The organism is Novosphingobium sp. GV079 (assembly GCF_003058045.1).
In the GTDB taxonomy this organism is placed as follows: Bacteria; Pseudomonadota; Alphaproteobacteria; order Sphingomonadales; family Sphingomonadaceae; genus Novosphingobium; species Novosphingobium capsulatum.
This window is the reverse complement of the sequence record NZ_QBUE01000013.1, coordinates 13771-38531: the sequence shown is the minus strand read 5'-3', so window position 1 is coordinate 38531 and position 24761 is coordinate 13771. Positions and strand designations below refer to the sequence as shown.

General features: G+C 65.4%; 28 protein-coding genes. 15 read left to right on the top strand and 13 right to left on the bottom strand.

Annotated features, from left to right (window positions below; all coding sequences use genetic code 11):
* Positions 1-50: 50 nt before the first annotated feature.
* Positions 51-1334: a UDP-N-acetylglucosamine 1-carboxyvinyltransferase gene (gene murA, locus C8K14_RS15900; protein ID WP_022676144.1), complete on the top strand. Its 1284-nt coding sequence runs from the start codon at positions 51-53 to the stop codon at positions 1332-1334.
* Between the two features lie 80 nt (positions 1335-1414).
* Here the strand turns inward: murA and C8K14_RS15895 are convergent, their stop codons facing one another.
* The 3 genes from C8K14_RS15895 to C8K14_RS15885 all read right to left on the bottom strand — a co-directional run bounded on the left by C8K14_RS15895 (position 1415) and on the right by C8K14_RS15885 (position 4023).
* Positions 1415-2521, bottom strand: a complete 1107-nt coding sequence (locus C8K14_RS15895; RefSeq protein WP_084391134.1) for a choice-of-anchor A family protein — start codon at positions 2519-2521, stop codon at positions 1415-1417.
* 191 nt (positions 2522-2712) lie between these two features.
* A complete protein-coding gene (locus C8K14_RS15890) occupies positions 2713-3156 on the bottom strand; it encodes a TIGR01244 family sulfur transferase (protein ID WP_022676146.1) in 444 nt (147 codons plus the stop codon).
* 57 nt (positions 3157-3213) lie between these two features.
* Positions 3214-4023, bottom strand: coding sequence for a TerC family protein (locus tag C8K14_RS15885; RefSeq protein WP_107717480.1), 810 nt, complete (start codon positions 4021-4023; stop codon positions 3214-3216).
* A 282-nt stretch (positions 4024-4305) separates the two neighbouring features.
* On the opposite strand from C8K14_RS15885, the gene C8K14_RS23210 reads away from it, so the two are divergent.
* The 6 genes from C8K14_RS23210 to queC all read left to right on the top strand — a co-directional run bounded on the left by C8K14_RS23210 (position 4306) and on the right by queC (position 9597).
* Entirely contained in the window at positions 4306-5082 is a 777-nt protein-coding gene (locus tag C8K14_RS23210; protein WP_054132337.1) for a cold-shock protein, read from the top strand.
* 154 nt (positions 5083-5236) lie between these two features.
* The gene (locus tag C8K14_RS15875) at positions 5237-6433 is read left to right on the top strand and encodes an aspartate aminotransferase family protein (RefSeq protein ID WP_107717479.1); all 1197 of its coding nucleotides are present in this window, start codon (positions 5237-5239) and stop codon (positions 6431-6433) included.
* Between the two features lie 10 nt (positions 6434-6443).
* Positions 6444-7370, top strand: coding sequence for an ornithine carbamoyltransferase (gene argF / locus C8K14_RS15870; RefSeq protein ID WP_107717477.1), 927 nt, complete (start codon positions 6444-6446; stop codon positions 7368-7370).
* Positions 7371-7400: 30 nt separating this feature from the next.
* Positions 7401-8297, top strand: a complete 897-nt coding sequence (locus C8K14_RS15865; protein WP_062788271.1) for an Hsp33 family molecular chaperone HslO — start codon at positions 7401-7403, stop codon at positions 8295-8297.
* A 96-nt stretch (positions 8298-8393) separates the two neighbouring features.
* Positions 8394-8822 carry a hypothetical protein gene (locus C8K14_RS15860; RefSeq protein WP_233251111.1) on the top strand — a complete coding sequence of 143 codons (429 nt, stop codon included), beginning with the start codon at positions 8394-8396 and terminating at the stop codon, positions 8820-8822.
* Positions 8823-8883: 61 nt separating this feature from the next.
* A complete protein-coding gene (gene queC, locus C8K14_RS15855) occupies positions 8884-9597 on the top strand; it encodes a 7-cyano-7-deazaguanine synthase QueC (RefSeq protein ID WP_022675937.1) in 714 nt (237 codons plus the stop codon).
* Positions 9598-9679: 82 nt separating this feature from the next.
* Here queC and C8K14_RS15850 read toward each other — a convergent pair whose 3' ends face one another.
* Together C8K14_RS15850 and C8K14_RS15845 are read right to left on the bottom strand one after the other, a co-directional pair.
* A complete protein-coding gene (locus C8K14_RS15850; RefSeq protein WP_107717475.1) occupies positions 9680-10279 on the bottom strand; it encodes a superoxide dismutase family protein in 600 nt (199 codons plus the stop codon).
* A gap of 152 nt (positions 10280-10431) precedes the next feature.
* Positions 10432-11541 (bottom strand): OmpA family protein, encoded by a 1110-nt coding sequence (locus C8K14_RS15845; RefSeq protein WP_107717474.1) that lies wholly within the window; start codon positions 11539-11541, stop codon positions 10432-10434.
* A gap of 404 nt (positions 11542-11945) precedes the next feature.
* On the opposite strand from C8K14_RS15845, the gene C8K14_RS15840 reads away from it, so the two are divergent.
* Entirely contained in the window at positions 11946-12587 is a 642-nt protein-coding gene (locus C8K14_RS15840; RefSeq protein WP_107717472.1) for a YqaA family protein, read from the top strand.
* A gap of 134 nt (positions 12588-12721) precedes the next feature.
* Positions 12722-13018, top strand: coding sequence for an usg protein (locus tag C8K14_RS15835; RefSeq protein WP_107717470.1), 297 nt, complete (start codon positions 12722-12724; stop codon positions 13016-13018).
* Positions 13019-13080: 62 nt separating this feature from the next.
* Here the strand turns inward: C8K14_RS15835 and C8K14_RS15830 are convergent, their stop codons facing one another.
* From C8K14_RS15830 to C8K14_RS15820, 3 genes are read right to left on the bottom strand one after another with little or no spacing between them, the layout of a single operon-like run.
* A complete protein-coding gene (locus tag C8K14_RS15830) occupies positions 13081-14823 on the bottom strand; it encodes an alpha/beta hydrolase-fold protein (protein ID WP_107717468.1) in 1743 nt (580 codons plus the stop codon).
* Positions 14824-14880: 57 nt separating this feature from the next.
* The gene (locus C8K14_RS15825; RefSeq protein ID WP_107717466.1) at positions 14881-15867 is read right to left on the bottom strand and encodes a quinoprotein relay system zinc metallohydrolase 1; all 987 of its coding nucleotides are present in this window, start codon (positions 15865-15867) and stop codon (positions 14881-14883) included.
* Positions 15864-16640 carry a quinoprotein dehydrogenase-associated SoxYZ-like carrier gene (locus C8K14_RS15820; protein WP_107717465.1) on the bottom strand — a complete coding sequence of 259 codons (777 nt, stop codon included), beginning with the start codon at positions 16638-16640 and terminating at the stop codon, positions 15864-15866. Before C8K14_RS15820 ends, C8K14_RS15825 begins: the two co-directional genes overlap by 4 nt.
* Positions 16641-16731: 91 nt before the next feature.
* Here C8K14_RS15820 and C8K14_RS15815 point away from each other — a divergent pair, with 91 nt between their 5' ends.
* Together C8K14_RS15815 and C8K14_RS15810 are read left to right on the top strand one after the other, a co-directional pair.
* Entirely contained in the window at positions 16732-17310 is a 579-nt protein-coding gene (locus C8K14_RS15815) for a rhodanese-like domain-containing protein (RefSeq protein ID WP_233251110.1), read from the top strand.
* Positions 17311-17358: 48 nt separating this feature from the next.
* Positions 17359-17652: an EthD family reductase gene (locus tag C8K14_RS15810; protein ID WP_107717461.1), complete on the top strand. Its 294-nt coding sequence runs from the start codon at positions 17359-17361 to the stop codon at positions 17650-17652.
* A 53-nt stretch (positions 17653-17705) separates the two neighbouring features.
* Here the strand turns inward: C8K14_RS15810 and C8K14_RS15805 are convergent, their stop codons facing one another.
* The 5 genes from C8K14_RS15805 to C8K14_RS15785 all read right to left on the bottom strand — a co-directional run bounded on the left by C8K14_RS15805 (position 17706) and on the right by C8K14_RS15785 (position 22492).
* Positions 17706-19493: an amidohydrolase gene (locus C8K14_RS15805; RefSeq protein ID WP_107717459.1), complete on the bottom strand. Its 1788-nt coding sequence runs from the start codon at positions 19491-19493 to the stop codon at positions 17706-17708.
* A 124-nt stretch (positions 19494-19617) separates the two neighbouring features.
* Entirely contained in the window at positions 19618-20430 is an 813-nt protein-coding gene (locus C8K14_RS15800; RefSeq protein ID WP_022674825.1) for an SGNH/GDSL hydrolase family protein, read from the bottom strand.
* A complete protein-coding gene (locus tag C8K14_RS15795) occupies positions 20430-21629 on the bottom strand; it encodes an aminotransferase class I/II-fold pyridoxal phosphate-dependent enzyme (protein ID WP_107717457.1) in 1200 nt (399 codons plus the stop codon). The genes C8K14_RS15800 and C8K14_RS15795 overlap by 1 nt, the downstream gene beginning before the upstream one ends.
* Positions 21630-21637: 8 nt before the next feature.
* On the bottom strand, positions 21638-21877 hold the full coding sequence (locus C8K14_RS15790; RefSeq protein WP_022674823.1) for an acyl carrier protein: 240 nt from the start codon (positions 21875-21877) through the stop codon (positions 21638-21640).
* A gap of 252 nt (positions 21878-22129) precedes the next feature.
* The gene (locus C8K14_RS15785) at positions 22130-22492 is read right to left on the bottom strand and encodes a response regulator (protein WP_022674822.1); all 363 of its coding nucleotides are present in this window, start codon (positions 22490-22492) and stop codon (positions 22130-22132) included.
* Between the two features lie 66 nt (positions 22493-22558).
* Between C8K14_RS15785 and C8K14_RS15780 the strand changes: the two genes are divergently transcribed.
* The 4 genes from C8K14_RS15780 to C8K14_RS15765 are packed head-to-tail and all read left to right on the top strand — an operon-like array spanning position 22559 to position 24750.
* Complete coding sequence (locus C8K14_RS15780) at positions 22559-22849, top strand: DUF3572 domain-containing protein (RefSeq protein ID WP_062788125.1); 291 nt, start codon at positions 22559-22561, stop codon at positions 22847-22849.
* Positions 22846-23472 carry a hypothetical protein gene (locus C8K14_RS15775; RefSeq protein ID WP_107717455.1) on the top strand — a complete coding sequence of 209 codons (627 nt, stop codon included), beginning with the start codon at positions 22846-22848 and terminating at the stop codon, positions 23470-23472. The genes C8K14_RS15780 and C8K14_RS15775 overlap by 4 nt, the downstream gene beginning before the upstream one ends.
* Before the next feature lie 32 nt (positions 23473-23504).
* Positions 23505-23972 (top strand): RidA family protein, encoded by a 468-nt coding sequence (locus C8K14_RS15770; RefSeq protein ID WP_022674819.1) that lies wholly within the window; start codon positions 23505-23507, stop codon positions 23970-23972.
* Positions 23944-24750 (top strand): glycerophosphodiester phosphodiesterase family protein, encoded by an 807-nt coding sequence (locus C8K14_RS15765; protein ID WP_107717453.1) that lies wholly within the window; start codon positions 23944-23946, stop codon positions 24748-24750. Before C8K14_RS15770 ends, C8K14_RS15765 begins: the two co-directional genes overlap by 29 nt.
* Positions 24751-24761: the final 11 nt, after the last annotated feature.

The following is a 24761-nucleotide window of genomic DNA, read 5'->3' as shown; positions in this document are numbered from 1 at the left end:
CCCGCAACCTTGCCCCTTGCCCTGTCCGGCAAACCGGCTAAACCGCCGCGATGGACAAGATCATTATTCGCGGCGGCAAGCGTCTTTCCGGTACGGTTCCTGTTTCCGGGGCAAAGAATGCGGCGCTCACGCTGCTGCCCTGCGCGCTGCTCACCGATGAAGCGGTAACGCTGCGCAACCTGCCGCGCCTGGCGGATATCGACGGCTTCCAGCACCTGATGAACCAGTTCGGTGCGTCTACCGCCATTGCCGGCGGCCGGCCCGAGGATTTCGGCCGGGTGATGACGCTGCAGGCCACCCGCCTGACGTCGACCGTCGCGCCCTATGACCTGGTGCGCAAGATGCGCGCCTCGATCCTGGTGCTGGGGCCGCTGCTGGCCCGCGCTGGCGAAGCCACCGTGTCGCTGCCTGGTGGTTGCGCCATCGGCAACCGGCCGATCGATCTGCATCTCAAGGCGCTCGAGGCATTTGGTGCCCATATCGAACTGGCCGCGGGCTATGTCCGGGCGATCGCGCCCGATGGCGGGCTGCCCGGCGGGCGCTACAGCTTCCCGGTGGTGTCCGTTGGGGCCACGGAAAACGCGCTGATGGCGGCGGTTCTGGCCAAGGGCAAATCCACCCTGCACAACGCCGCGCGCGAACCCGAAATCGTTGACCTGTGCAACCTGCTCGTTGCCATGGGCGCCGAGATCGAGGGCATCGGCACGTCAGACCTGACGATCCACGGCGTCGCGCGCCTGCACGGCGCTACCTACATGGTCATGCCCGATCGTATCGAGGCCGGCTCCTATGCCTGCGCAGCAGCGATCACCGGCGGCGAAGTGACGCTGCAGGGCGCGCGGATCGAGGATATGGAAACCACGGTCCAGGCGCTGCGCGATGCTGGTGTATCGGTAGAGCCGGTGCGCGGCGGCCTGCATATCGCCGCCGATGGTGATCTGCGCCCCGTGACTATTTCCACCGCGCCCTATCCCGGCTTTGCCACCGACATGCAGGCCCAGTTGATGGCGATGCTCTGCCTCGCCAAGGGCTCCAGCATGCTGACCGAAACCATCTTCGAAAACCGCTACATGCACGTGCCCGAACTCAACCGCATGGGCGCGCGTATCGAAACCTCGGGCCGCACGGCCGTGGTCCATGGCGTGGACAAGCTGTCGGGCGCCGAAGTCATGGCCACCGACCTGCGCGCCTCGATGAGCCTGGTGATCGCCGGGCTCGCCGCCGAGGGCGAAACCCAGGTGCACCGCCTCTATCACCTCGATCGTGGGTATGAACGGCTCGAGGAAAAGCTCGCGCTGCTTGGCGCCGATGTGGAGCGCGTTGGTAGCGACTGATCGCGCGGCCGATCCAGCCCAGCAAAAAGGGGCCGCGCGGATCTGCCGCGCGGCCCCTTTTTTGTGTCCCTATCGTGGGTTCAGGCGGCTTCGGCGGACTCGCCCTTGGCTGGGCGCTCGCCCGGCTCGCGGCGCTTGCGGCCCAGGATCAGGCCGCCCAGGCCCAGGGCGAGCAGGGCCAGCATGCCCGGTTCGGGCACATCGGTGCCACCCGTGCTGCTGCTCGACGTGGATGACGAGGGGACCTGCGGATCGCTTGGCACGACATAGCCACCGCTATAGGTGCCGATGTGCATTTCCCCGTCCTGGGTCAGGCTGCCGAACACCGCCGAACCCTGGATATAATTGTAGGTGTGCGCCGCAGCCTTGGGCGCCAGCACCGATCCGCCCCATGCGGTGGTCAGCGTCAGGTCGGTGGCATCGGCAAAGTTCCAGATCACGTGCTGGCCCAGGTTCGCCGTGCCGCCCAGGAAGTTGTCGTTCAGGTTGATCGTGCTGCCCGAAACGTTGACGATCACCGTATCGGCGCCATTGGTGTTGAACTGGATTTCGCCGATGGAATTGAGATCGGCCGCGGTGATCGAGAACACCGCCACGCCGCTGGCATTGGGCTGGGCATTGAAAGTGCCACGATTGCCGCTGATCGCCAGGGTGCTGTTCGCGGTCTGCTGCGACAGCTGATAGGACAGCCCCGTCATGCTGGTCGACATCAGGCTGCCGTCCTGCTGCAGATTGCTGACAAATGCCGGATTGGTCGTGCCCAGGTTCGACTGCACGATATTGGAATTGACGTTGGTGTTGGCGATCGATCCGCCCACCTGCACGGTCTGCGTCGCGCCGTTGAGGTTGAACCCGCTCGATACGCTGCCGCCCACGATTGCGCCCGAACCGTTGTTGAGGTTCTTGATCCCGCCGTTCACGTCACCCACCACGACCAGGCCCGGCCCGGTATAGCTCGATGCCGGCAGCGTGGAGATCAGGTAGTTCGATGAATTGCCGGTGAGGTTGCCACCAACGAACGTGCGCCCTTCCACTTCGGATGAGGACGTCAGGTTGCCCAGCACGATCAGGTTGTAGACCTTGAGCGCATCGATCCCCACCGGGGTGGACGCGGCCACGGCGTTGCAAGGAAGGGCCAGCGCAGCCAGAGTGGCAAGGGCAGCGGTCATCCGAGGGCGGACAGGCATGACGAATCGATTTCCTGAGGCATGCGCACCGGAATAGGACGCGCGCGATCCTCCTGCCCGCTTTGCGCTGTAACGCAACCGCGATTTGCCCATCGTGCCCTTGTGGCACAATGATTTGACAATCGTTAACGATCGAACGAGCTTGAAGGCGCCGGGGGGAGCGATCGCCCGCCCTCAGCGCGGGTCCAAGGTTAACCCGAAGCGCGTGCGCTCAGGATATCGACCTGGGCACGGATCGGGCCGATGTCATACCCGCCCGCTGCTGCCTTGGCAGCGATCTCAAACGGGTTGGCGCCATTGGCGGCCTGGGCCAGCGCCCACAGCAGCGTCGATCGCGTGCCCGACCGGCAATAGGCCAGCACCGGCGCATCGCCCGCCTGGCGCAGTGCCTGCTGAAAGGCGTCTACCTGGGGCATCGAAAAGCCGGCATGGGTTACCGGAATGGCGACGTAGGCAATGCCGGCATCCTGCGCCGCGGCGGCGATTTCCGCGCCCGGCGTCTGGTCGTCGGATTCGCCCTCGGGCCGGTTGTTGATGATCAGTGTCACGCCCAGTTCCTTGGCCAGGGCCACGTCTTCCACGGTAATCTGCGGGCTGGCCAGGAACTGGCCGTCGATCTGGCGAAACTGGGACATGACAAACCCTTGTTGACGGGAGTGAATTGGCGGAAGTGAAGAAGCGAATGTGGCGGATCAGGCCTTGGCGCGCGCTACGCTGCGCTTGCGCCGGCCGGCAATGTTGAGCAGTTCGACGAAGACCGAGAAGCCCATCGCCGCATAGATATAGCCCTTGGGAATGTGCACGCCAAAGCCATCGGCCAGCAGCACGAGCCCGATCATCACCAGGAACGCCAGGGCCAGCATGACGAGCGAGGGATTGCGCTCGATGAAGCGGGCCAACGGATCGGCGGCCAGCATCATCAGCGATACGGTGGTGACCACGGCGGCGATCATGATCGCGATCTGATCGGTCATGCCCACGGCGGTGAGGATCGAATCGATCGAAAACACCAGGTCGAGCGCGATGATCTGTGCGATCGTCGCGCCGAAATTGGCAACCACGGCTTGTCCGGCGCTCTTGCCGTCATGGCCCTTGTGATCGAGCATCTCGCCACTGGGTTCGGGATCGAGCGTGTGGTGGATTTCTTTGGTCGCCTTCCACAGCAGGAACAGTCCGCCCGCCACCAGGATCAGGTCGCGGCCCGAAAAGGCCGTTTCGAACGTGGGTTCGCCATGGGCGCCGGGTGCGCCGCGCAGGCCCAGGTCGAACAGTGGGGTCTGCAAGGTCACGATCCAGCCGATCAGCGACAGCAGCGCCAGCCGCAGAACCAGCGCCAGCGCCAGGCCGATGCGCCGCGCCCGCGCCTGCTGGTGGGCGGGCAACTTGTTCGAGAGAATCGCGATGAACACCAGGTTGTCGATGCCCAAGACGATTTCGAGCAGCACCAGGGTGAGAAACGCAACCCAGGCTTGCGGATCGGAAAGAAGAGCGACAAGGTCCATGGCGCGCTTGTGCCGTATCGTTCAGCCCCCGGCAAGGCGTCAGGGGGCAGGAAAGCGCGGCACTTTTGTCACGAATTGTGGCTGCGAACGATATTTTGCGGTGGAATCACCTGCGCCCGTCGATTCCGTTCGCGCATCGGCTTTTTCTTCGTTATAGTCCTTGGCGCAATGGAGAGGGCCGGCCCTAAAGCCCGGCACGTTGTCCTTGTCGCGCCCCTGGTCTCCGCGTCCGGCCAGTGGCGCCAGGAAATTTGGGGCGGATTGTAAGGTTTATTGGGTTTTATGGGTTTTGACAGAGGGCGGCGTGGTCGCGGACGCGACAAGCGCGACGGTTTCGGCGACGACGGTTTCGATCCCTACGGCGGCGGTGGCGGTTTTGGCGGTGGCTACGATCGCGGCGGCTTCGGCGGCGGTGACCGTGGTGGCTTTGGCGGCGGCAATCGCGGCGGCGGCTTCGGCGGCGGCGACCGTGGTGGCTTCGGCGGCGGTGATCGCGGCGGCTTTGGCGGCGGCAATCGCGGCGGCGGTGGTGGTGGCGGCTTCGGCGGCCCGCGCGGCGGCGGCATGCCTGCACAGGTTGTCGGCACCGGCAAGGGCGTCGTCAAGTTCTTCAACGGCCAGAAGGGCTTCGGCTTCATTCAGCGCGAAGACGGCGGTGAAGACGTGTTCGTCCACATCAGCGCCGTGGAACGTGCCGGCCTCGAAGGCCTGGCCGAAGGCCAGACGCTGGAATTCAACCTGGTTGATCGTGGTGGCAAGGTTTCTGCCGCTGACCTTCAGGTTGTTGGCGATGTCATCCCCGTGGCGGCCAAGCCCGCAGCCCCGCAGCGCCAGCTGACCGGTGAAAAGGCCACTGGCACGGTCAAGTTCTTCAACGGCATGAAGGGCTTCGGCTTCATCACCCGTGATGACGGCCAGCCCGACGCGTTCGTGCACATCAGTGCCGTTGAACGTTCCGGCATGCGCGAGCTCAACGAAGGCGACAAGCTGGAGTTCGACCTCGAAGTTGATCGACGAGGCAAGTACTCGGCGGTCAACCTGGTGCCGCGCCAGGATTGATCCCGGCCGCATTGCCCCTCGGGTCTGTGAGACCCAGGGGCCTTGCATCACCACATACGCGTGCAAATGGCGGTCCGCTGGGCCGCCATTTGTCGTTTTGCAGCCATCCCCGTTCCAAACACCTTTATCCTTGGAAACTACAGGAGCATTGCCCATGTCCATCACCCCGCTCATGCCCGTCTATCCCCGGTGTGGCGTGCGTCCGGTGCGCGGCGAACACTGCCACCTGATTTCCGAGGACGGCACGCGCTATCTCGATTTCGCCAGCGGCATCGCGGTCAATCTGCTGGGCCATTCGCACCCGCACCTGATCGGCGCGATCCAGCGCCAGGCCGAAACGCTGATGCACGTGTCCAATCTCTATGGCAGCCCCCAGGGCGAGGCGCTGGCGCAGCGCCTGGTCGACATGACCTTTGCCGATACGGTGTTCTTCACCAATTCCGGGGCCGAGGCGGTGGAATGCGCGATCAAGACCGCGCGCGCCTATCACCAGTATCACGGCCAGGCCCCGGAACGGTTCGAGATCATCACTTATCGCAATGCCTTTCACGGCCGCACGATGGGCACGATCAGCGCGTCCGATCAGGAAAAGATGCACAAGGGCTTCCTGCCCATCCTGCCCGGTTTCCATTATGTCGATTTCAACGATCTGGAAGCGACCAAGGCGCTGATCGGCCCGCATACCGCCGGCATCCTGGTCGAGCCGATCCAGGGCGAAGGCGGGATTCGGGAAGGCAGCGAAGAGTTCATCAAGGGCCTGCGCGCGCTGTGTGACGAGCATGGCCTGCTGCTGATCTTTGACGAGGTGCAGTGCGGCGTGGCGCGCAGCGGCACCATGTTCGCCTATGAACAGTATGGCGTAGCGCCCGATGTCATGGCGATTGCCAAGGGCATTGGCGGCGGCTTCCCGCTTGGCGCCTGCCTCGCTACCGAAACGGCGGCACGCGGCATGGTGTTTGGCACCCACGGCAGCACCTATGGCGGCAATCCGCTGGCCATGGCGGCCGGCAATGCCGTGCTCGATGTCGTCGCCACTCCCGAATTTCTTGCCCAGGTGCGCGCCACCGGCGATCGCCTCAAGGCGCGGCTCGAACAGTTCATCGGCAACTATCCCGACCTGTTCGAAATGGTCCGCGGCAAGGGGCTGATGCTGGGGGTGAAGTGCAAGGTCGAGCCGCGCCCGTTCGTGGCCCACATGCGCGACAATCATCAGCTCCTGGCCGTGGCCGCTGGCGACATGACGTTCCGCGTCCTGCCGCCGCTGGTGATCGACGACAGCCACATCGATGAATTCATGGACAAGCTTTCGGCCGCCGCGGCCAGCTATGTTCCTCCGGCTCCTGCGGCGTGAGACAGCGGTAATGATCAGGCATTTCCTCAATCTTTCCGATGCCGGCGGTGATGCGGTCGCCGCGATGCTGGCCGACGCGCTCGATCGCAAGGCTGCCCGCGCGGTCTGGCCCAAGGGCCGCGTCGATGCCGATGCTCCCCTGGCCGGTCATATCCTGGCGATGGTGTTCGAAAAGAATTCCACCCGCACGCGTGTGTCGTTCGACGTGGCGATGCGCCAACTCGGCGGCTCGGCGCTGATTCTCGATGCCGGCAATACCCAACTGGGCCGGGGCGAAACCATCGCCGATACCGCGCGCGTGCTCAGCCGCATGGCCGATGCCATCATGCTGCGCACCGACGATCACGCCAAGGTCGAGGAACTGGCCCACTATGCCAGCGTTCCGGTAATCAATGGGCTCACCGATCTTTCCCACCCCTGCCAGATCATGGCCGATCTGTTGACCGTGATCGAACATGGCAAGGCGCTGCCCGGCCTTACCGTGGCCTGGCTGGGCGACGGCAACAACGTGCTCAACTCGATCGTTGAGGCGGCCGGGCTGATGAAGTTCAACGTGCGCATCGGCGTGCCCGAGGGCTATGATTGCGACGCCGGCTTCATTACCCGCGCCCAGGCACAAGGCGCAGCCATCAGCGTGCATCGCGACGCGGCAGAGGCCGTGGCCGGGGCCGATGTGGTGGTCACCGATACGTGGATTTCGATGGGCCAGGCTCACGCGGAAGCCAAGCTGGCGGCGATGGCGCCGTTCCAGGTGGACGAGGCGCTGATGGCCCGTGCCAAGGGCGATGCGCTGTTCCTGCACTGCCTGCCGGCTCACCGCAACGAAGAAGTCACCGACGCCGTGATCGACGGGCCGCGTTCGGTAGTGTGGGACGAAGCGGAAAATCGCATTCACGCCCAGAAATCCGTTCTGCGCTGGGTCTTTGGCCAGATCTGACCAGCGCGTCTTGTACAAACGAAAGCTTCCATGACTGACCAAGCCGAAACCGGATTTGACCAGGTATTGCAGTTCACCGTCCCTGGGCGCGATGCCCGGGGGCGGGTAGTGCGCTTGGGGCCGGTGCTCGATACCGTGCTTTCCGCCCATGCCTATCCGGCGCCGATCCGCAACCTGCTGGCCGAAGCGCTGACCCTGACCGCGCTGCTCGGCGCGCTGCTCAAGGACGACGACGGCCAGCTGACCATGCAGGCGCAGACCCAGGATGGCGTGGTCGATCTGCTGGTATGCGATTATCGCGGCGGCGAATTGCGCGGCTATGTCCGCCACGATCGTGCGCGACTGGACGAGCTGGGGCCTCATCCCTCGCTGCATGCGCTGTTTGGCGATGGTTACCTGGCGATCACGTTTGATCTGGCCAGCAGTGATCAGCGCTATCAGGGCATTGTCCCGCTCGAAGGGGATTGCCTGGCGCGCGCCTGCGAAAGCTATTTCTTCCAGTCGGAACAGGTGCCTACGCTGATCCGGGTAGGGGTGCATGCGGAAAACGGCCGCACCGTGGCGGGCGCCTTGCTGGTGCAGCACTTGCCCGATGGCGAGGAGGGGCGCGAGCGCCTGCACGCGCGGCTCGATCACCCGGAATGGGAACATGTCGCCGCGCTGGCCGGTTCCCTTACCGATGAAGAGCTCACCGATCCGCAGCTCGGGCTGGAAAGCCTGGTGTGGCGCCTGTTTCACGAGGAAAGCGAAGTACGCGTTGCCCAGGGCCATCCGCTCACGCGGGGGTGCCGCTGCACGGCCGAGCATTATCGCGATCTGCTGGCCCGCTTTGGTGCGGAACAGCGCGCGGAAATGGCCAACGACGATGGTCTTATCGTCGTCGACTGCGCGTTCTGCTCGAAAGAGTTTCCGCTTCGTTTCGATTGACGGCCGTTGCCGAGCGGAGGTCTTCAATCGCACCAGCATCGCAGCTATATTGCCAAGGGCTGCCGCAGCCTGGGCGGCAGGGTTGGAGGGTGGTTGATGACGTATCGTAACGCGCTGCGCCGCGCCCTCGCTGCGGTGATCGTCCTGCCGGCATTGGCTTGGGTCGCCCCCGCGGATGCCGAAAGGGCGCCGGCCACTCTCGCGATGCTGGATCGCATCGCGCCGGGCCAATGGCAGGTCCACGCGCGCGAGGCTGGCGGATTTGAGGGCCGGCTGTGCCTCGCTGAAGGGCGCCCGCTGATCCAGCTACGCCATCCGGGGCGGGCTTGCCGCCAGTTCGTGGTGCAAGACGAAGCCAACGCCATTTCCGTCAGCTATGTCTGCGGGCAGGCCGGCTCGGGCTTGACACGTATCCGCTATGAAAACGATCAGCTGCTGCAGATCGAGGCGCAGGGCATCGCCAAGGGACTGCCTTTTTCCTTCAACGCCGAAGCGCGGCGCCTGGGCGACTGCACCGCGCGCTGATCACGCTGCGAACGCCCGGCTGGGGGTTGCCTGTGCCGGGCGAGGGGGCTAGCCCCGTAGCATGACTGATACCCAATTGTCTTCTTCGTCCGGCGCGGAATCGGCGCCGCTGGCGGTTGTCCTGCTTTCCGGCGGGCTCGATTCAATGGTCTGCGCTGCGCTTGCGCAAGAGCAGGGCTTCCGTGTCCTGGCCCTCACCATCGATTACAACCAGCGCCATCGCGTGGAACTCGATGCCGCGCGGGTGATCGCGGCGCGCCTGCAGGTTGAGCGTCATGTCATCCTGCCGCTCGATCTGCGCCAGTTCGGTGGATCGGCGCTGACCGACGCGATCGACGTGCCCAAGGATGGGCTGACCGACGATATCCCGATCACCTATGTGCCGGCGCGCAACCTGGTGTTCCTCTCCCTCGCACTTGCCTGGGCAGAGGCGGCGGGGGCCAACGCGCTGTTTATCGGCGTCAACGCGCTGGATTATTCCGGCTACCCCGACTGCCGTCCGGAATTCATCCATGGGTTCGAAGGGCTGGCCCGCGTTGCCACCAAGGTCGGCAGCCAGGGTGGCACGGTAACCGTGCATGCGCCGCTGCAACACCTCAAGAAGTCAGAAATTGCCCAGGAAGCGGCCCGGCTGGGCCTCGATGCCGGGGAAAGCTGGTCGTGCTATGATCCGCTGCCCGATGGCCGCGCTTGCGGGGAATGCGACAGTTGCCGTTTGCGCAAGGCGGGCTTCGCCGAAGCAGGCCTGACCGATGGAACGCGCTACGGCGCTTGAGCGCCCGGCCTAGTTGGACCGACACGACAAGGGGACGAGCAGGCAGGCCCTGCTCGTCCCCTTCGTTCATTCAGGTGCCGTACTACTGGCGAACGAACACGCCGCAGGCGAGGCGCGCGCCGCTGTTGCCGCTGGGATCGGTCTTGTAATCGTCGGGCGCGGCATGGATGACCAGCGCCGTGCCATCGGCATCGAACAGCGCCGGGCCGGTCATGTCGGCGCCGCCACGCAGGGCAAAGTCCAGTGCCCCGGTGCCGTCGGCTCCCACGGTCAGGTTGGTAAGGTCACCCAGGTGCGCCCCGGCGGGGTTTTCCGCGCCATGCTGGTGGCCATCGGGATTGAGATGCCCACCCGCAGTGGTGAAGCCGGGGGCATCACACTTGCCAACGGTGTGCAGGTGAATGCCGTGGACGCCGGGCGGCAGGCCCTTGGCATCGACGTGGACACGGAACCCGTCAGGACCCTGGAGCAGTTCGGCGGTGCCCGCGCTGGCGCCGCTGGCCAGCATCAGCGTGGCATTGGCCACGACTTGTGCCTTGGGCATCGGGGCGCTGTGCATACCCGCCATGCTGCCGTCGCCACAGGCAGACAGCGCAATCGGCAGGGCAAGCGCGACGATCGCGCGCGGCGCGAAGGTGGTTACGGTACGGCGCAGGCGAGAGGACAGAAGCGGGGAAGGCATGGTGGGATCTCCGTGGCTTATGCCGCCATCAAGGCTGGGGCCGATACGCGGCGCATCGTATGTCGCAACAACGAAAAAGGGGCCGGATTGCTCCGGCCCCTCGTTCGTCTTGGGTCTTCATGACCGGCCCCGTTTGACCGGGGCCGTGCCACTTAGTTGCCCGAACCCGGACCGTACGTGATTTCCACGCGACGGTTCTGCAGTTCACGCACGCCGTCGGCGGTCGGAACGCGCGGGTTGGCTTCACCAAAGGCCTGGCTGGTGATCGTCGAGGCCGGGATGCCGTGCGACGTCAGGTAAGCCTGGACCGAGGAGTTACGACGTGCGGACAGGCCAAGGTTGTACTTGGGCGAGCCCGAACGGTCGGTGTAGCCGGCCAGCATGATCGGAACAGTCTGGCAGTTGCCATACTGGGTGATCGCGTTGTCGAGAATGGTCGCCGCTTCAGGCGTGATGTCCGACTTGTTCCAGTCGAAGAACACGATGTACGGGCCCTTGTTGCACACCGGCGGCGGCGGAGGCGGCGGCGGAGGCGGGGGGGGCGGAGGCGGCGGGGGCGGCGGCGGGGGCGGCGGGGGCGGCGGGGGAGCCTGCTCTTCGCCACCGAAGTTGTAGGTCAGCGTGCCCAGGATCGAGTGCGAGCGCAGACGCGTCGAGAAGTTGGCGCCGGCATAAGCACCCGAGGTGCCAACCAGGTTCACGTCCTGAACGTTGAAGAAGCGGTACTTCAGACCCACGTCGACGTGCTTGCTGAGCGGCGCGCGAACACCGGCCAGAACCTGCCAAGCGAACTTGGTCTTCGAGTCGTCAAGCAGACCTTCGGGCGTGGCGACATAGTACTTCGCCTTGGCGACGCCGGCACCACCGCCGATGAAGCCCTGCAGGCCATCGTCGGGACCGAAGTCGAGCAGGCCGTTGACCATGAAGCTCAGCGCGCTGGTGCTGCCGCCGATCTGGCCATTGTCACGCGAGTATTCAGCGCCGGTGACGTTGTTACGCACGTTGCTGTTACGAGCACGACGGTAGCTGGCTTCGGTTTCGAGGCGGAAGCCACCGAAATCGTAACCCACCACGGCGCCAAAGTCGTAGCCGGTCTTGGAGCTCACGGTGGCGGCATTGGCCGTACCGTTCACATTGTGGTCGGCGTCTTCGAGCAGCATCGCGCCGCCATCACCTTCCACATACCAGCTCTTGCTCTTGGCAAGCGCGGGCGTCGCCATTGCGCTTGATGCCAAGGCCAGGCCCAGGATCAGTTTCCGCATTACGTTTCCCCTTTTTTGCGAGATCATGCCACGTCGTGGCGGTTGTCTACCGGTTCTGTTATGTTCATGCAAGCGGACACACGCGTGAACTGTTGCCTAAAAGCCACTGTAACAGTTGCCCTCGCAGCAATTTCCCGGTTGAAACCACCCTCATGTGCCCCCTCCAATGCGGAAGGCGGAAGCAGGTTCCCGATTGGCCATCAAAAAATTTTGAGATGAGACGAATTTTCATTGCGATGGTCGGTGCAAAGTGTCCCGATCGCCGGGATCCGGGGGTGCCAATCTGGCTTGTGCGGGCCTGAATCACGCCCGCCCGAGGTGGCTGGCGCAATCTTGTGCACTGCACTAGGGAGGTGTGGCTCATAGGGCGCGGTGGCGCCGTGGACCGGGGAATCGACAAGACCATGCTGCGCCGCCTTTACGAATGGACCATGGCCAAGGCCGCCCATCGCCATGCGTCATGGTGGCTGTTCCTGTTCGCGTTCATGGAAGCGAGCTTCTTCCCGATCCCGCCGCATCCGCTGCTGGGCCTGATGTGCCTGTCGCAGCCGCGCAAGGCCCTGCGCTATGCCGCGTTTGCCACGGCCGGATCAGTCCTGGGCGGGTTGCTTGGCTATGCCATCGGGCATTTCCTCTATGATAGCGTGGGCACGCAACTGCTTGCGCTGCTTCACCTGACGCAAAGCTTCCCCAAGGCGGCCTGCTACCTGCGCGAATACGGGGTGGAAATCATCGTGCTCAAGGGCGCGACCCCGATCCCCTTCAAGCTCCTGACGATCACCGCCGGGTTCATTGGCATGCCGCTGCTGCCCTTCTTCCTGGCCAGCGTGGTGTCGCGCTCGATCAGCTTCATGATCGTGGGCGTGCTGTTCCGCCTGTTCGGTGCACCGATCAAGCGCTTCATCGACAAGTACCTCGGCCTGGTCACGGCGGGCTTTGTCGTGCTGGTCGTGGCCGGCTTCGCAGCTGCAACCTTGTTGGGCGGCGGCGGCGCCAAGAATGCGGCGATGGAACGCTGCGAAAAGGCCATTCTCACCCAGCCGTAAACGCCGCAGCGGTTAAGCCCCCGTCTTGACTGCGGCGCACGACGTGCCAAGTTCACCGTGTTGGATCTTCAGGCTGTCCCGGGGCCTGACCGCGTTGCGGTGGGCCAGGCCCCTTGCTTTGGCGGAGGGAAGGCATGGCGCGTGGTGGAGCGAATACTGAGCAGATTGGCAGTGGTTTCTTGGAGCAACTTGCCGGCTATGGCCTGACCACGATCGAGGTGCATTATTACATGCCCGATCACCCGGCGCTGCTCCAGATGTTTGCGTTTCAGCAATATGATCTTGCCCCGCGCTTCCCGCGCCTGGGTGGTTTTCTCGATCACTGGCGGCGCGAAATCGATGCCGCGCTGCATTCCATCCGCATTGCCCATCGGCATCTGATCGGCCCGCAGGAATACCGCGCGGTCAACGGCGAGATCACGATCAACTGATCGAGCCGGGCTGATCGAGCTGGACGGGCGCGCGCTTTTGCGTCGCGCCCGTCCGGTTTGGTTCAATAGCGCCAGCTCTTGAGGTCGGCCCCGGCGGGGGCGGTCTCCGCGATCCGCTTGAGGATCTGGGGCAGGTAGAACGTGTGATAGCGCAGCCGCGAAATCGCGTTGGGCTGGGTATGGTCGCCGCTCCAGCAATGCTCGGCCCGGTCGCCATAATCGACCACGCCGCGATAGGGCGGATCGCTCTTCTTGAGGAAATCGTCCATCAGATAGACGGCGTTGTTGAGGAAGTAATTGTCCATCGTGCCGACATAGATATGCAGCTTCCCCTGCAGCTTGGGCGCCAGGGTTGGCCAGTCGCGCTCCAGGATATGGCGCAGGTCATAGTTGTCGCGCCAATAGGCGGCCACCTTGGGATCGATCACGCCGGTGCGCTTGTCCCACAAGCGCTGCGGATAGCCGTCGGCCGCCATGGGTGAGAACACCGCTTCCCAGATATCCCACTGCCCGCCGGAACGGTTCTTGTCGCCCAGCACCAGTTCCAGGCGGTTTTCCATCTCCATGGTGTAAGGCACATGGTCCAGCCAGTCGCGCTTGCCGGGGTGTTCCACCCGCCCGAACGGCCCTTCATAGGCATAGGCGTTCTTGTCGGCATAGATGTCGGTCAGCATGAACTGGCGGAAATCGATCGGATCGGGGCAGGCGGCGAAGGCGCCGTTGTAATCATCCGGGTACTTGATCTGCACGCCCAGCGATTCCCACCCGCCGGTCGACCCGCCATAGAGAAACCGCGCCCAGCCCTGGCCAAGGCCGCGGAACTTCTTCTCGATCGCCGGCACCAGTTCGTGGGTGATGGCATCGCCATAGGGCCCGAGGTTGGCCGAATTCACCGCATAGGAATCATCGTAATACGGGTTGGAATGGTCGATCTCCACCGCCAGGAAGCGGGGGAAGGCATCGCCGATCCACTGCTTGTAGAACGCATAGGCCTCTTCCTGCTCGGTGCGGTTGTAGCAGGGCAGGTTGAAGCGTTCGCTGCGTTCGCATTTCAGGTTGGGATCGGGTGGCGTGGTGCGAAAGCCGCCGAAATCGGCCGGGAAGTGGCCATGGAAGATCATCAGCGGAAAGTGCGCCTCGGGATGCTTGTCGAAATCGCGCGGCACCAGGACGTGCGCGGTCAGATAGATGTCGCTGCCCCAGAACTTTGACAGCAGCGCACTGCGCATCTTGAAATGGCGCACAAAGGGCGTGTCAGCCGGTGGGGTGATCGGCGGATTCACGTTGTCGAGCGTCAACGCGATCGTGCCCAGCCTGGCCGGATCGAAATCGACCGTCTGCGGCGTGCTGAACAGGTTGCCCGGCTCTGCCCGCCAATTCTGCCCGGCGCCGCGCGGCGCGGGCAGCTTCACCGTCTTGCCATTGCCCAGATGATAGGTGTCATAGCGGTGCAGCACGGCCTGCACGGTATAGCGCCCGGCTGGCACGCTTTTGAGATCGAGCGTGGGAAAACCCAGCACCCCACTGCCCACCGTGGTGCTGTCACCGGGCTTGAGGCCATCGACCGTCACGCCGAAGACCTGCGCGGAATCATAGTCGGCCTTGACCTGTTCGCGCGGCTGCGGATCGGGCTTGGCCGCCAGGATCACCAGCACCCGCCCATCGACCGGCGCATTCTTGGCCGTTGCCGGCAGCGTGACGCGGAAATCCTCGGCCTGGGCCGGCACGCTGGCGAGGCCAAGCCCGATGCCCAAGCTCAGCCCCAGTGCCTGCGCCAGAAGACGATGACGTGCGATACGTTTCATGATGGTGCCCCCACCAAATTGGTCAGGGCCGCACTATTCCTGCAAAAACGTCGCTTGTCAGCCGTTTCCGTTGCCACTGCCGGCGTCGATGCGCGGCAAGCGCTGCGCCTCGATGCCGGCATAGAAGTGCGCCACCGATCGCTGCAGTTCATAGCGCGCCAGCTTCACCGTGGCGAAGCGGTCGGGAATTGGCAGCGATCCCGCCTCGGTCATGTCGAGGCCTTGCGCGACCGCCTGGTTCAGCGCCTGCTCCAGCCAATCGAGCCAGTCGCGGGTCTGGGCGATGGCCGCCGTCCCGCTGGGATCGAGCGGGCCATGGCCGGGCACGAGTTGGTGATGGGGCAGGGCGGCCAGTGTCGTGAGGCTCTCGCGCCAGGCCGCGAGGTTGGCATCGGGCGTGGCCGGGGCGCGATCGTAAAACACCAGGTCACCGGCCAGGATCGTGCCGCTCGCCTCGTCCACCAGCACCAAGTCGCCATCGGAATGCCCCTTGAGCGCCATGGCCTGAAGCCGCCGGCCCGCAATCTCGATTGGCCCGGGAACGACTGTCGCACCGGGTAGGGCCACGGCAGTGCCGCGCATCCAGTCGGCCAGGATGCGATACATCGCATCGGCAAAGCCATTGCCGTCCCGCTCCAATTCGGTCCGCGTGGCGGGCAGTGCGGCCACGATCGCCGGATCGAACGCCGCCGTGCCCAGGGCATGATCGGGGTGCAGATGGCTGAGGAACACACGCCGCACAGGGCCGTGGCACAGCTTTTCCGCCACGGCGGCCAGCCCTTGCGCATAATGCAGCGACGGGCCGCAGTCGAACAGCACGGCCCCGCCTTGCGGGCAGGCCATGATCACTGCATTGGCGATGGCGCCGCCATTGCCGAACACGATGGCCTCGTCCGCCCCGCGCACCAGCCAGATGCCGGGCCCGATCGGCTGGGGATCATAGGCATAGCGACCGGCAAAGGTTTCCGCCCGGGCCATGCGCGCCGACAATGCCACTGGTGCGGCGGCAAGCAGGCCCAGGGCCGCGCGGCGCGATAGCGTCATGGTGCCAGCCTGCCGTCAAACGTGCGACCGTTGCTGTCGGCCATATGGATGCTGACCGACCCGGCCTGCGTGGGCGGCAAGAGCAGGGTGAATGCCGGGTCTTCGGATACTGAGCCGTTGATCGTCATCGTGCCCAGCGCCGCGCCATCTGCGCCACGCACCTGCATCGTCTCGATGTTGTAGGCGGCGATATTGTCGACATAGCCGGTGTCCATCGGATGGCGCACGCTTACGCGCAGGCGGGTATCGGCGGCCTCGTGCCACAGCTTCCCGCGCATTTCGCCCAGATGCTGCGCCCAATCGCCCTTGACCCGGCTGACCGGCGGGGCCGAGCAACCACCGCCCGCCGCATCGATCCAGCGCCCGCCCACGTGCCACACGCCATCGGCGGTCAGCACCAGCGCCCGCACCGGCGTGCGCTGGTCCAGCTTGATGCGCAGGCTGACATAGGGAAGCGCGCCCTGGGGCTGGTAATCGATCGCCACGGGCAAGGGGTTCAGATCCATCAGCACGACGATCCGCTGCACCTTGCCCAGCGCGCGGGCATCGACGGTAACGGGGAAAACATGCTGGTTTTCCGTCACATCGGGCATGGTCACGATCACCGCCGGGTCAAACCGCACCGGCGCCTTGCCCAGCAGCCACGCGGCGTGATTGTCCCACATCGGCGAGGCCAGCGGATCGGCCACCAAGCCCGGCGTAGGGGCGGCGGCAACCGGCGTGGTGCTTGCCAGCAAAGCCATGATCGGCACGAGGAGGGCAGGGCGCTTCATACCAAGGCACCATTTGCCTTGATCGGGCAGCATTCTACAATTGCACCATAGGCCAAGATCGAGGGCCAGCTTGGGCAAGGGATGGGAGAGAATGATCGCAGCACTGCGTCGCATCCCGTGGGCAGGGATGGTGCTGGCCATGACGGCCGCGCCGATCCTCTCGCCAGCTTGGGCGCAACAGGCCACGCCGTTCGATGCCCAGGGCTATCGCAACGCGGCGTTCCGCGCGCCGGTGGACCGCGATCCGGCGCCAGCCAGCGCAATCCCGTTGGCGCAGGCGCGGCAGCTGGCGCCCGGCGCAGCGCTGTTCATCGATGTCTTGCCGGCCGAAGGCGCGCATCGTGATGGTGCCAGCGGTGCCTGGACGCTGGCCACCCCGCACGAGACGATCCCCGGCGCCCTGTGGTACCCGGAAACCGGCCGCGCCCCGCCCGATCCGCTGCTGTGGCAGGCGCTGACCACACAGGTTGCAGCCTTCCGCCGCCAGCATCCGGCTGCGCCGATCGTGCTGTTCTGCCGCGCCGATTGCTGGATGAGCTGGAACGCCGCCCGGCGCCTGGCGCTGGGCGGCGTTGCGGGCGTACGCTGGCTGGCCGAAGGGATTGAGGGATGGCACGATGCCGGCGGCAACCTGGTGCCGGCAACCCCCGTGCCGGTGCCCGACAAGTGATGCGTTGAAACCAGAACCACAATCAGAACCACTGACAGGAGAAATGCCATGGCCACGTTGATCGTCAGCTATCCCACGCACGAAGGCGCGCGGTTCGATGCCGCCTACTATACCGCCACGCATATCCCGCTGGTGGAGCGGCTGTGGACCCCGCACGGCTTTACCGGGGCCGAAGTGTTGTTTCCGGCGGGCGGCCAGCCGTGGAAAGCGTCGGTCCTGCTGCGCTTTTCCAGCCAGGCGGCGATCGATGCTGCGCTGGCCAGCCCGGATACGCCGCAAGTGCTGGGCGATGTGGCCAATTTCACCGACATCGCCCCGGTGATCTACCGCGCGGCAGATTGAACGAGGGGCAACGCGGGGGCGGTTCACGCCCCCGCGTTGCCGGTTCGAGGTTGTCAGGGGGCGCGATAGACCACTTTGCCGCCCACCATGGTCAGCAGCACCCGGGTTTGCGCAATGGCATCGGGGTTGCCGGCAAAGATATCGCGATCGATCCAGATCAGATCGGCAAACTTGCCGCGTTCCAGGCTGCCCACCTGATGCTCGGCGCGTAGCGACCAGGCCGCGTTGATCGTGGCCGCGCGCACTGCCTGCATCACCGACAGCGGCGGTCCGCCCGATAGCGGCTGGCTGTATTCCGGCCCCGCCGAGGGATCGTTGCGCCGGGTTACCCCCACTTTCAGGGCAAACCATTCGTTCAGCGGATCGACCGGCCAGTCGCTGCCAAAGGTGATGCGCGCGCCGGCCTTGGCCAGCAGGCCCGAAGGCTCCATGAAGGCATAGCGCTTGGGGCCGAGGTAATCCTTGGCGCCGGCCACGGTATCAGCGGCCTGCTTGCCCCATTGCAACGATAGCACCGGGGTGACGCCCAGTGCCTTGTAGCGCGGGAAATCAGTGGGATCGACGATCTCGTCATGGGCGATCGCCGGGCGCACGTCGCGCGTCGGCTGGCTCTTGCGCAGGGCCGCCACGGCGTCGAGCGCGATGCGCACCGCGCCATCGCCATCGGCGTGCATGTGCGGGTCAAAGCCCAGTGCGGTGATGCGCTCCAGCAGTGGCGCCAGCACGGCAGGCGGGAAATAGGGCGCCGGCCCCTTGTTCATGCCGGGCTGCCAATCGGGCTTTTCCGGCGTGCCGTGGTTTTCCAGATAGGGTTGCAGCATCACCCCGGTAAAGGCCGGGGCGGTGATCACCCCATCCATGTAGAGCTTGATCGTGCGCACCATGATCGTGGGCTGCACCTGCGCCGCGCCCTGGTCATAGGCGCGCCGCCATTCGACAATGCGGGCCAGGGCCGGTTCGGGAGACGGGCCTTCCTCGGGCGCGATGTGCGGCGCGAAATGGCCGCGCGCGGTCAATTCCCCGGCCTTGGACAGTACGGAAAAGGCATGGATCGATTCGCGCGGCGCATCGGCATCGAGGAACGTGGTCACGCCCTGCGCTGCCATCGCGGCAAGGGCGGCGCGCGCGGCGACCACATCGTCTGCCGGGGTGGGGGTGGGCACCAGCTTGCGCACCAGGTCTTGCGCGGCGTCTTCCAAGAGGCCGGTGGGCGCGCCCTTGTCATCATGGTGGATCGCACCGCCAACCGGATCGGGCGTCTTGGCATCGATACCGGCGAGCGCCAGCGCCTTGCTGTTGACCAGGGCAGAATGCCCGAACGAGGAGAACACCGCCACGGGCCGCCGCGTGGGCAGCGCATCGAGCATCGCCTTGGTCATGTCCACGCCCAGCGGCTGCATTTCCTGCTGGAACCAGTGCACCGCGATCAGCCACTTGCCGTCGCTGGCCGCGTCACCATCCTTGGCCGCGCAGGCCGATAGCGCCGCCTGGAATTCCGGCACGGTCAACCGCTTGTACTGCAGGTCGCAGGCGAGCAGGCCGGCGCCGCCTTCCAGCGGGTGCATGTGCCCATCGATCAGGCCGGGCATGACCACGCCACCCTTGAGGTCGATGGTCTGGGTGGCCGGGCCGGCCATCGCCTTGGCCCCGGCGTCGCTGCCCAGATAGACGATGCGCCCATCCTTGATCGCGATCGCCTGGGCAACGCTGCCCTGCGCGTCGATAGTGTGGATCTGGCCGTGCAGCAGCACGGTATCGGCCACCGGCGCGGGCGCGGCGTGCGCCGCACTGGCCACCAGGGCCGAACCGGCCAGCAGCGAAATCAGGCGAAGGGAATGCATGCGGGCACCTCGCACATCGCGCGGCACCCCCTGTGCCGCCCTATCTGTGATCTAAGCAGATAGGGCGGGGGTAGGACAAGTGTCCAATTTTCGTCCAGGCAGATCTGCCGGAACGGCAGGTGTGTCAGCGCGGCTTTTCTGCCTCGGCCAGGGCAGCGCGGGCGATCGGCTCCATCACGGCATAGCCGGCGGCATTGGGGTGGACGCCATCGCTCGACAGGCCGGGCTTCATCGCCCCTTCGGGCGTGGCCATCGCGCTGTAGTAGTCGGCATAGGCCAGGCCGCGGGCACGGGCGAGGTCTTTGAGCCAGGCATTGAGCGCGGCGATCTGTGCGGCCGGCTTCATCTCGCTGCGCCAGTTGAAACCGCCGGCGGGCAGCACGCTGCCCAGCACCACGGCAATGCCATTGGCCTTGGCCAGATCGACCATCGCCAGCACGTTGGCAGCATATTCATCCGGGCTGGTCGGCCCGGTGTTGCCGGCCACGTCGTTGGTGCCGCACATGATGTGCACCACGCGCGGGCGCAGGCGCACAACGTCCTGATAGAACCGCAGCAGGATCTGCGGGCTGGTCTGCCCGGCAATGCCCCGATCGACGATGCCGCCGGCAAACATGGCCGGGGCGGTGGTCAGCCACCATTCGGTGATCGAATCGCCGATGAACACCGCGCGCAGCGGTTGCGGCACCTGGCGATCGGCCTTCTGATAGCGGCACAGGTTGCCCCAGTCATAGCCACCGACCCGGCTGGGCGTGCAGGGCTCGGTCACCATCGCGGTCGGGCCGATCGGCGCCACGGCGACGGTGACGCTGGGCGCCGGGGCGGGCACGGCCGGCTGCCCGGCCTGCGCCGCCAATGCCGGCGACGCCGACAGCATCAGCGCCAGGGCCAGCGCGCCAGCGCCCGCCCCAGCCAGATTGGCAATTGCCCGGCGCATCAGATGATGCCCACCGCCTTGCCGGCGCGTTCGAACATGCCGATGATCGTCTGCACCTGCTCGGCGCTGTGCGCGGCGCAGAGCGAGCAGCGCAGCAAGGTCATCCCCGCTGGCGTTGCCGGCGGGCGCGCCAGGTTCACATAGAGCCCTTCATGCAGCAGCGCTTCCCACATCGCCGCGCCGCGTTCCAGATCGGGCATGATCACCGAGATGATCGCGCTTTGCGGCGTTGCCGTGCCCAGCTTGAAGCCGCGCTGGGTCAGGCCAGCGTGCAGGGTCTTGGAATTTTCCCACAGATGCGCGCGCTTGTCGGCGGCATGCATCAGCTTGCGGATCGATGTGCTGGCAGTGTGCACCACGCTGGGCGGCAGCGAAGCGGTGAAGACATAGGGACGGCACACCAGGCGCAGGATTTCGAACTTGGGATGGTTCGAAACGCAGAAGCCGCCAACGGTGCCGACCGACTTGGAGAAGGTGCCGATCACGAAATCGACCTGGTCGAGCACGCCCTGGTCTTCGGCCACGCCGCGCCCATTGGGGCCGATGAAGCCCATCGAGTGCGCTTCGTCCACCAGCACCATGGCGCCGTGGGCCTTGGCAACAGCGATCATCTCCTTGAGCGGGGCGATATCGCCCAGCATCGAGTAGACGCCTTCGAGCACGACGAGCTTGCCCGCGCCTTCGGGAATGCGCTTGAGGCGCTTTTCCATCGCCTCGATATCGTTGTGCTTGAACGGCACGACCTCGGCATCGCCCATCTTGCAGCCGTCCCAGATCGAGGCGTGGCTGTCGATGTCGAGCACGATGTAATCGCCCTTGCCGGCCATCGTGCTGATGATGCCCAGGTTGGCCTGATAGCCAGTGGAGAACACCATGGCATGGTCCATGCCATAGAAATCCTTGAGCGCGTCTTCCACGGCGCGGTGCCCGGCATACGTGCCATTGAGCACGCGGCTGCCGGTGGTGCCCGAACCGAATTCATCAAGCGCCTGCTTGCCAGCGGCGATCACGTCCGGGTCGAACGTCATGCCCATGTAGTTGTAAGTGCCCAGCAGGATCGTCTCGCGCCCGTTGCACACCGCAACGGTGGGCGAGATCACCTTTTCCATCACCAGGTTGAACGGATCGGTGACGCCAGTGGACAGCAGCGCGCGGCGCTGTTCGATCAGGCCGTCGAACTTGGAAAACAGGTCGGTCATGGGGGTGCTTACCCTTGCAGCTTGGTCACGGCGTCGATCAGCTGGCCATAGGTTTCGATCTCGGCCTGCTGATTCATGCTGATGATGATGTCGAACTCGTCCTCGATCGCGGCGACGAAATCCATCACCGTCAGGCTGTCCCACTCCAGGTCGCCGGCAAAGGTGGTGGCATCGGTGATGGCCACGCCCTTCTTGTTGAAGGGCTCGATCAGCTCGGCAATCTTGGCGGCAGTGGCGGGGCGGTCCATCGTCTCTCTAACTCCGTGGGGCAGGGCGGTGCCCCTGCCAGAACATTGCGGCGGAAAAGCGGCCTGTGGCCTGCCCTGTCAAGCCTGAACGGGCGATGAGGCCGATTTCCTGCGCGGTGGCCGTGGGAAAGCGGGGGCATAATTGGAAAACACATTCGTCACCCCGGGCTTGACCCGGGGTCCCGCTTCCTGGTGGGGCGAGAAAACAAGCGGGGCCCTGGATTAAGTCCGGGGCGACGAAAAGCAACCAGGCTAAATCAGTTTCATCACCGCCTGCATGAACGGGCTGATGGACACCGGCTTGGCCAGATAGCCCTCGGCGCCGGCCTCGCGAATGCGTTCCTCGTCGCCCTTGCCGGCATAGGCGGTGACGGCCAGGATCGGGATCTGGCGCAGCACCGGATCGGCCTTGAGCGCCTCGATCAGTTCCAGCCCCGAAACGTTGGGCAGCTGGATATCCATGATCACCAGCCCCGGCACGAACTGGCGTGCACGGTCGAGTGCCTCGCGCCCGTCGGCTACCGGCTCGACGGTAAAGCCATTGGCCACCAGCAGATCGCAGAACAGCTTGCGGTTGAGGTCGTTGTCCTCGACAACCAGAATTCTTTTTGCCACGGAACACCTCTATTGCGCGGTCCGGCACGGCCGCCGCCTGCGCTGCTCTATTGACCTCGAAAGGCTCTGACAATCATCCGCGAACCCTCGTCCCCCGTCCCCGATCCGCAGGATCTGGCGCTGGCCGCGCTCGGCTGGGTGCTGGCCGACGGGCAGCGCGCCGAACGCTTCCTGGCTCTGAGCGGGATGACGCCCGAAACCTTGCGCGCGGGGCTCGCCGATCCGGCCGGGCAGAACGCGGTGCTGGGCGGGGTGCTCGATTTCCTGCTGTCTTACGAGCCTGACCTTGTTGCCGCGGCCGACGCGCTCGATATAAGCCCTCAGGCCTTGGCCGCCGCACGGGAGAAACTGGTATGAGCCGCCCGCTGGTGATCAGCGATTGCGATGAAGTGCTGCTGCACATGGTGGCGCCGTTCCAGGCTTGGCTCAAAGCCAACCACGACATCGATTTCGTGATGGAAAGCAATGATTTCGGTAAGGCCATGCGCTATGTCCATGACGGGCGCGGGGTGGAATCGCGCGAGATCTGGCGCCTGCTCGACCTGTTCTTCAACACGCAGATGCACACGCAGCCGGCCATCGCCGGCGCGGTGGAGGCTGTAGGCGCGCTGGCCGGCCGCGCCGACTTCGTGATCCTGACCAATCTGGGCCACAGCTATCGCGACGCCCGCACCGCGCAACTCGAAGGCGTGGGCATCAACGCCCGCGTCTTTACCAACCAGGGGCCGAAAGGGCCGGCGCTCAAGGCCATTCTCGATGAATACAACCCCACCCGCGCGGTGTTCATCGACGATCTGCCCCAGCATCACCATTCCGCCGCGCAATTGACGCCCGAGGTGATCCGCCTGCACTTGTGCGGAGAGCCCTTGCTCGCCCCGCATATCGATTGTGCGCACAAGGCTGGCCACGCCCATGCGCGGATCGATACCTGGGACCATGCGCTGCCCTGGCTGATGGCCCGGCTGGACGAGGCCGCCTGACCATTTTTTCGCGTTTGCTGGAGTGTGTGAGAATGACTGTTTCGATCGATGCCCGCCTGGCCGAACTGGGCCTGGAACTGCCGCAGGCCGCAGCGCCGGTGGCGGCCTATGTGCCCACCGTGCTCGCGGGCGGGCTGCTGCACGTTTCGGGGCAACTGCCGTTCATTGATGGCGCGCTGGTGACCGGCCGCCTGGGTGAAGACGTCAGCCTGGAACAGGGCGCCGCTGCCGCCAAGGCCTGCGCATTGATGCTGCTGGCGCAGGCCAAGGCTGCCCTGGGCTCGCTCGACCGCATCGAGCAGGTGGTCAAGCTGGGCGCGTTCATCAATTCGACCGGCGATTTCACCGATCAGCCCAAGGTGGCCAACGGCGCCTCGGAACTGATGCAGGCGGTGTTCGGCGATGCTGGCCGCCATGCCCGCAGCGCCGTGGGCGTGCCGGTGCTGCCGTTGGGCGCTGCGGTGGAAATCGATGCTATCTTTGCTGTTCGCGCTCATTGATCGCTTCCTCCTGCCGGCGCGGGCAGCGGCCCGCGCCGGCTGGCTGCGCGAGGCCATCTATGCGCATCGCGGGCTGCATGGCCCGGGTGTGCCGGAAAACTCGCTGGCCGCAGCCGACGCTGCCATTGCGCGCGGCTTTGGCATCGAATGCGACGTGCAGCGCAGCCGCGATGGGCAGGTCGTGGTATTCCACGACCGCGCGCTCGATCGCCTGACCGGGCAGGGCGGCAACCTGGCCGACCACACCGCCGCAGACCTTGCTGGCATGACCCTGCTGGATGAAACCGGCACGGCGGTGTCGGGTGAAACGATCCCTGGCCTGCGGCTGTTGCTCGACCGCATCGATGGCCGCGTGCCCCTCCTGATCGAAGTGAAATCCGCGCCCACGCAGCGCATCGCGCCGCTGTGCCTGGCGGTGCGTCGCCTGCTTGAAGGCTATCGCGGGCCCGTGGCGGTAATGAGCTTCGATCCGCGCGTTGCCGCCTGGTTTCGCCGCTATTCCCCGCACGTGGTGCATGGCCTGGTGGTGACCGAGGCAGGGCGGCGCACCTTGCTCGCCCGCCTCAAGAGGCATCTTGCGCTGTGGCGCGCGCGTCCCCAATTCCTGGCCTATGACATTGCCGATATTGCCAATCCTGTGGTGCGCCTGGCCCGGCGCCGGGGCGTTCCGGTGCTGACCTGGACCGTGCGCACGCCCGATGATGCCAGCCGGGCGGCAACCTATGCCGATGCGCCGATTGCCGAAGGCCCGGTTCTGCTGGCGGCGCCAGCGGCGTGAGGCGGGCGGCG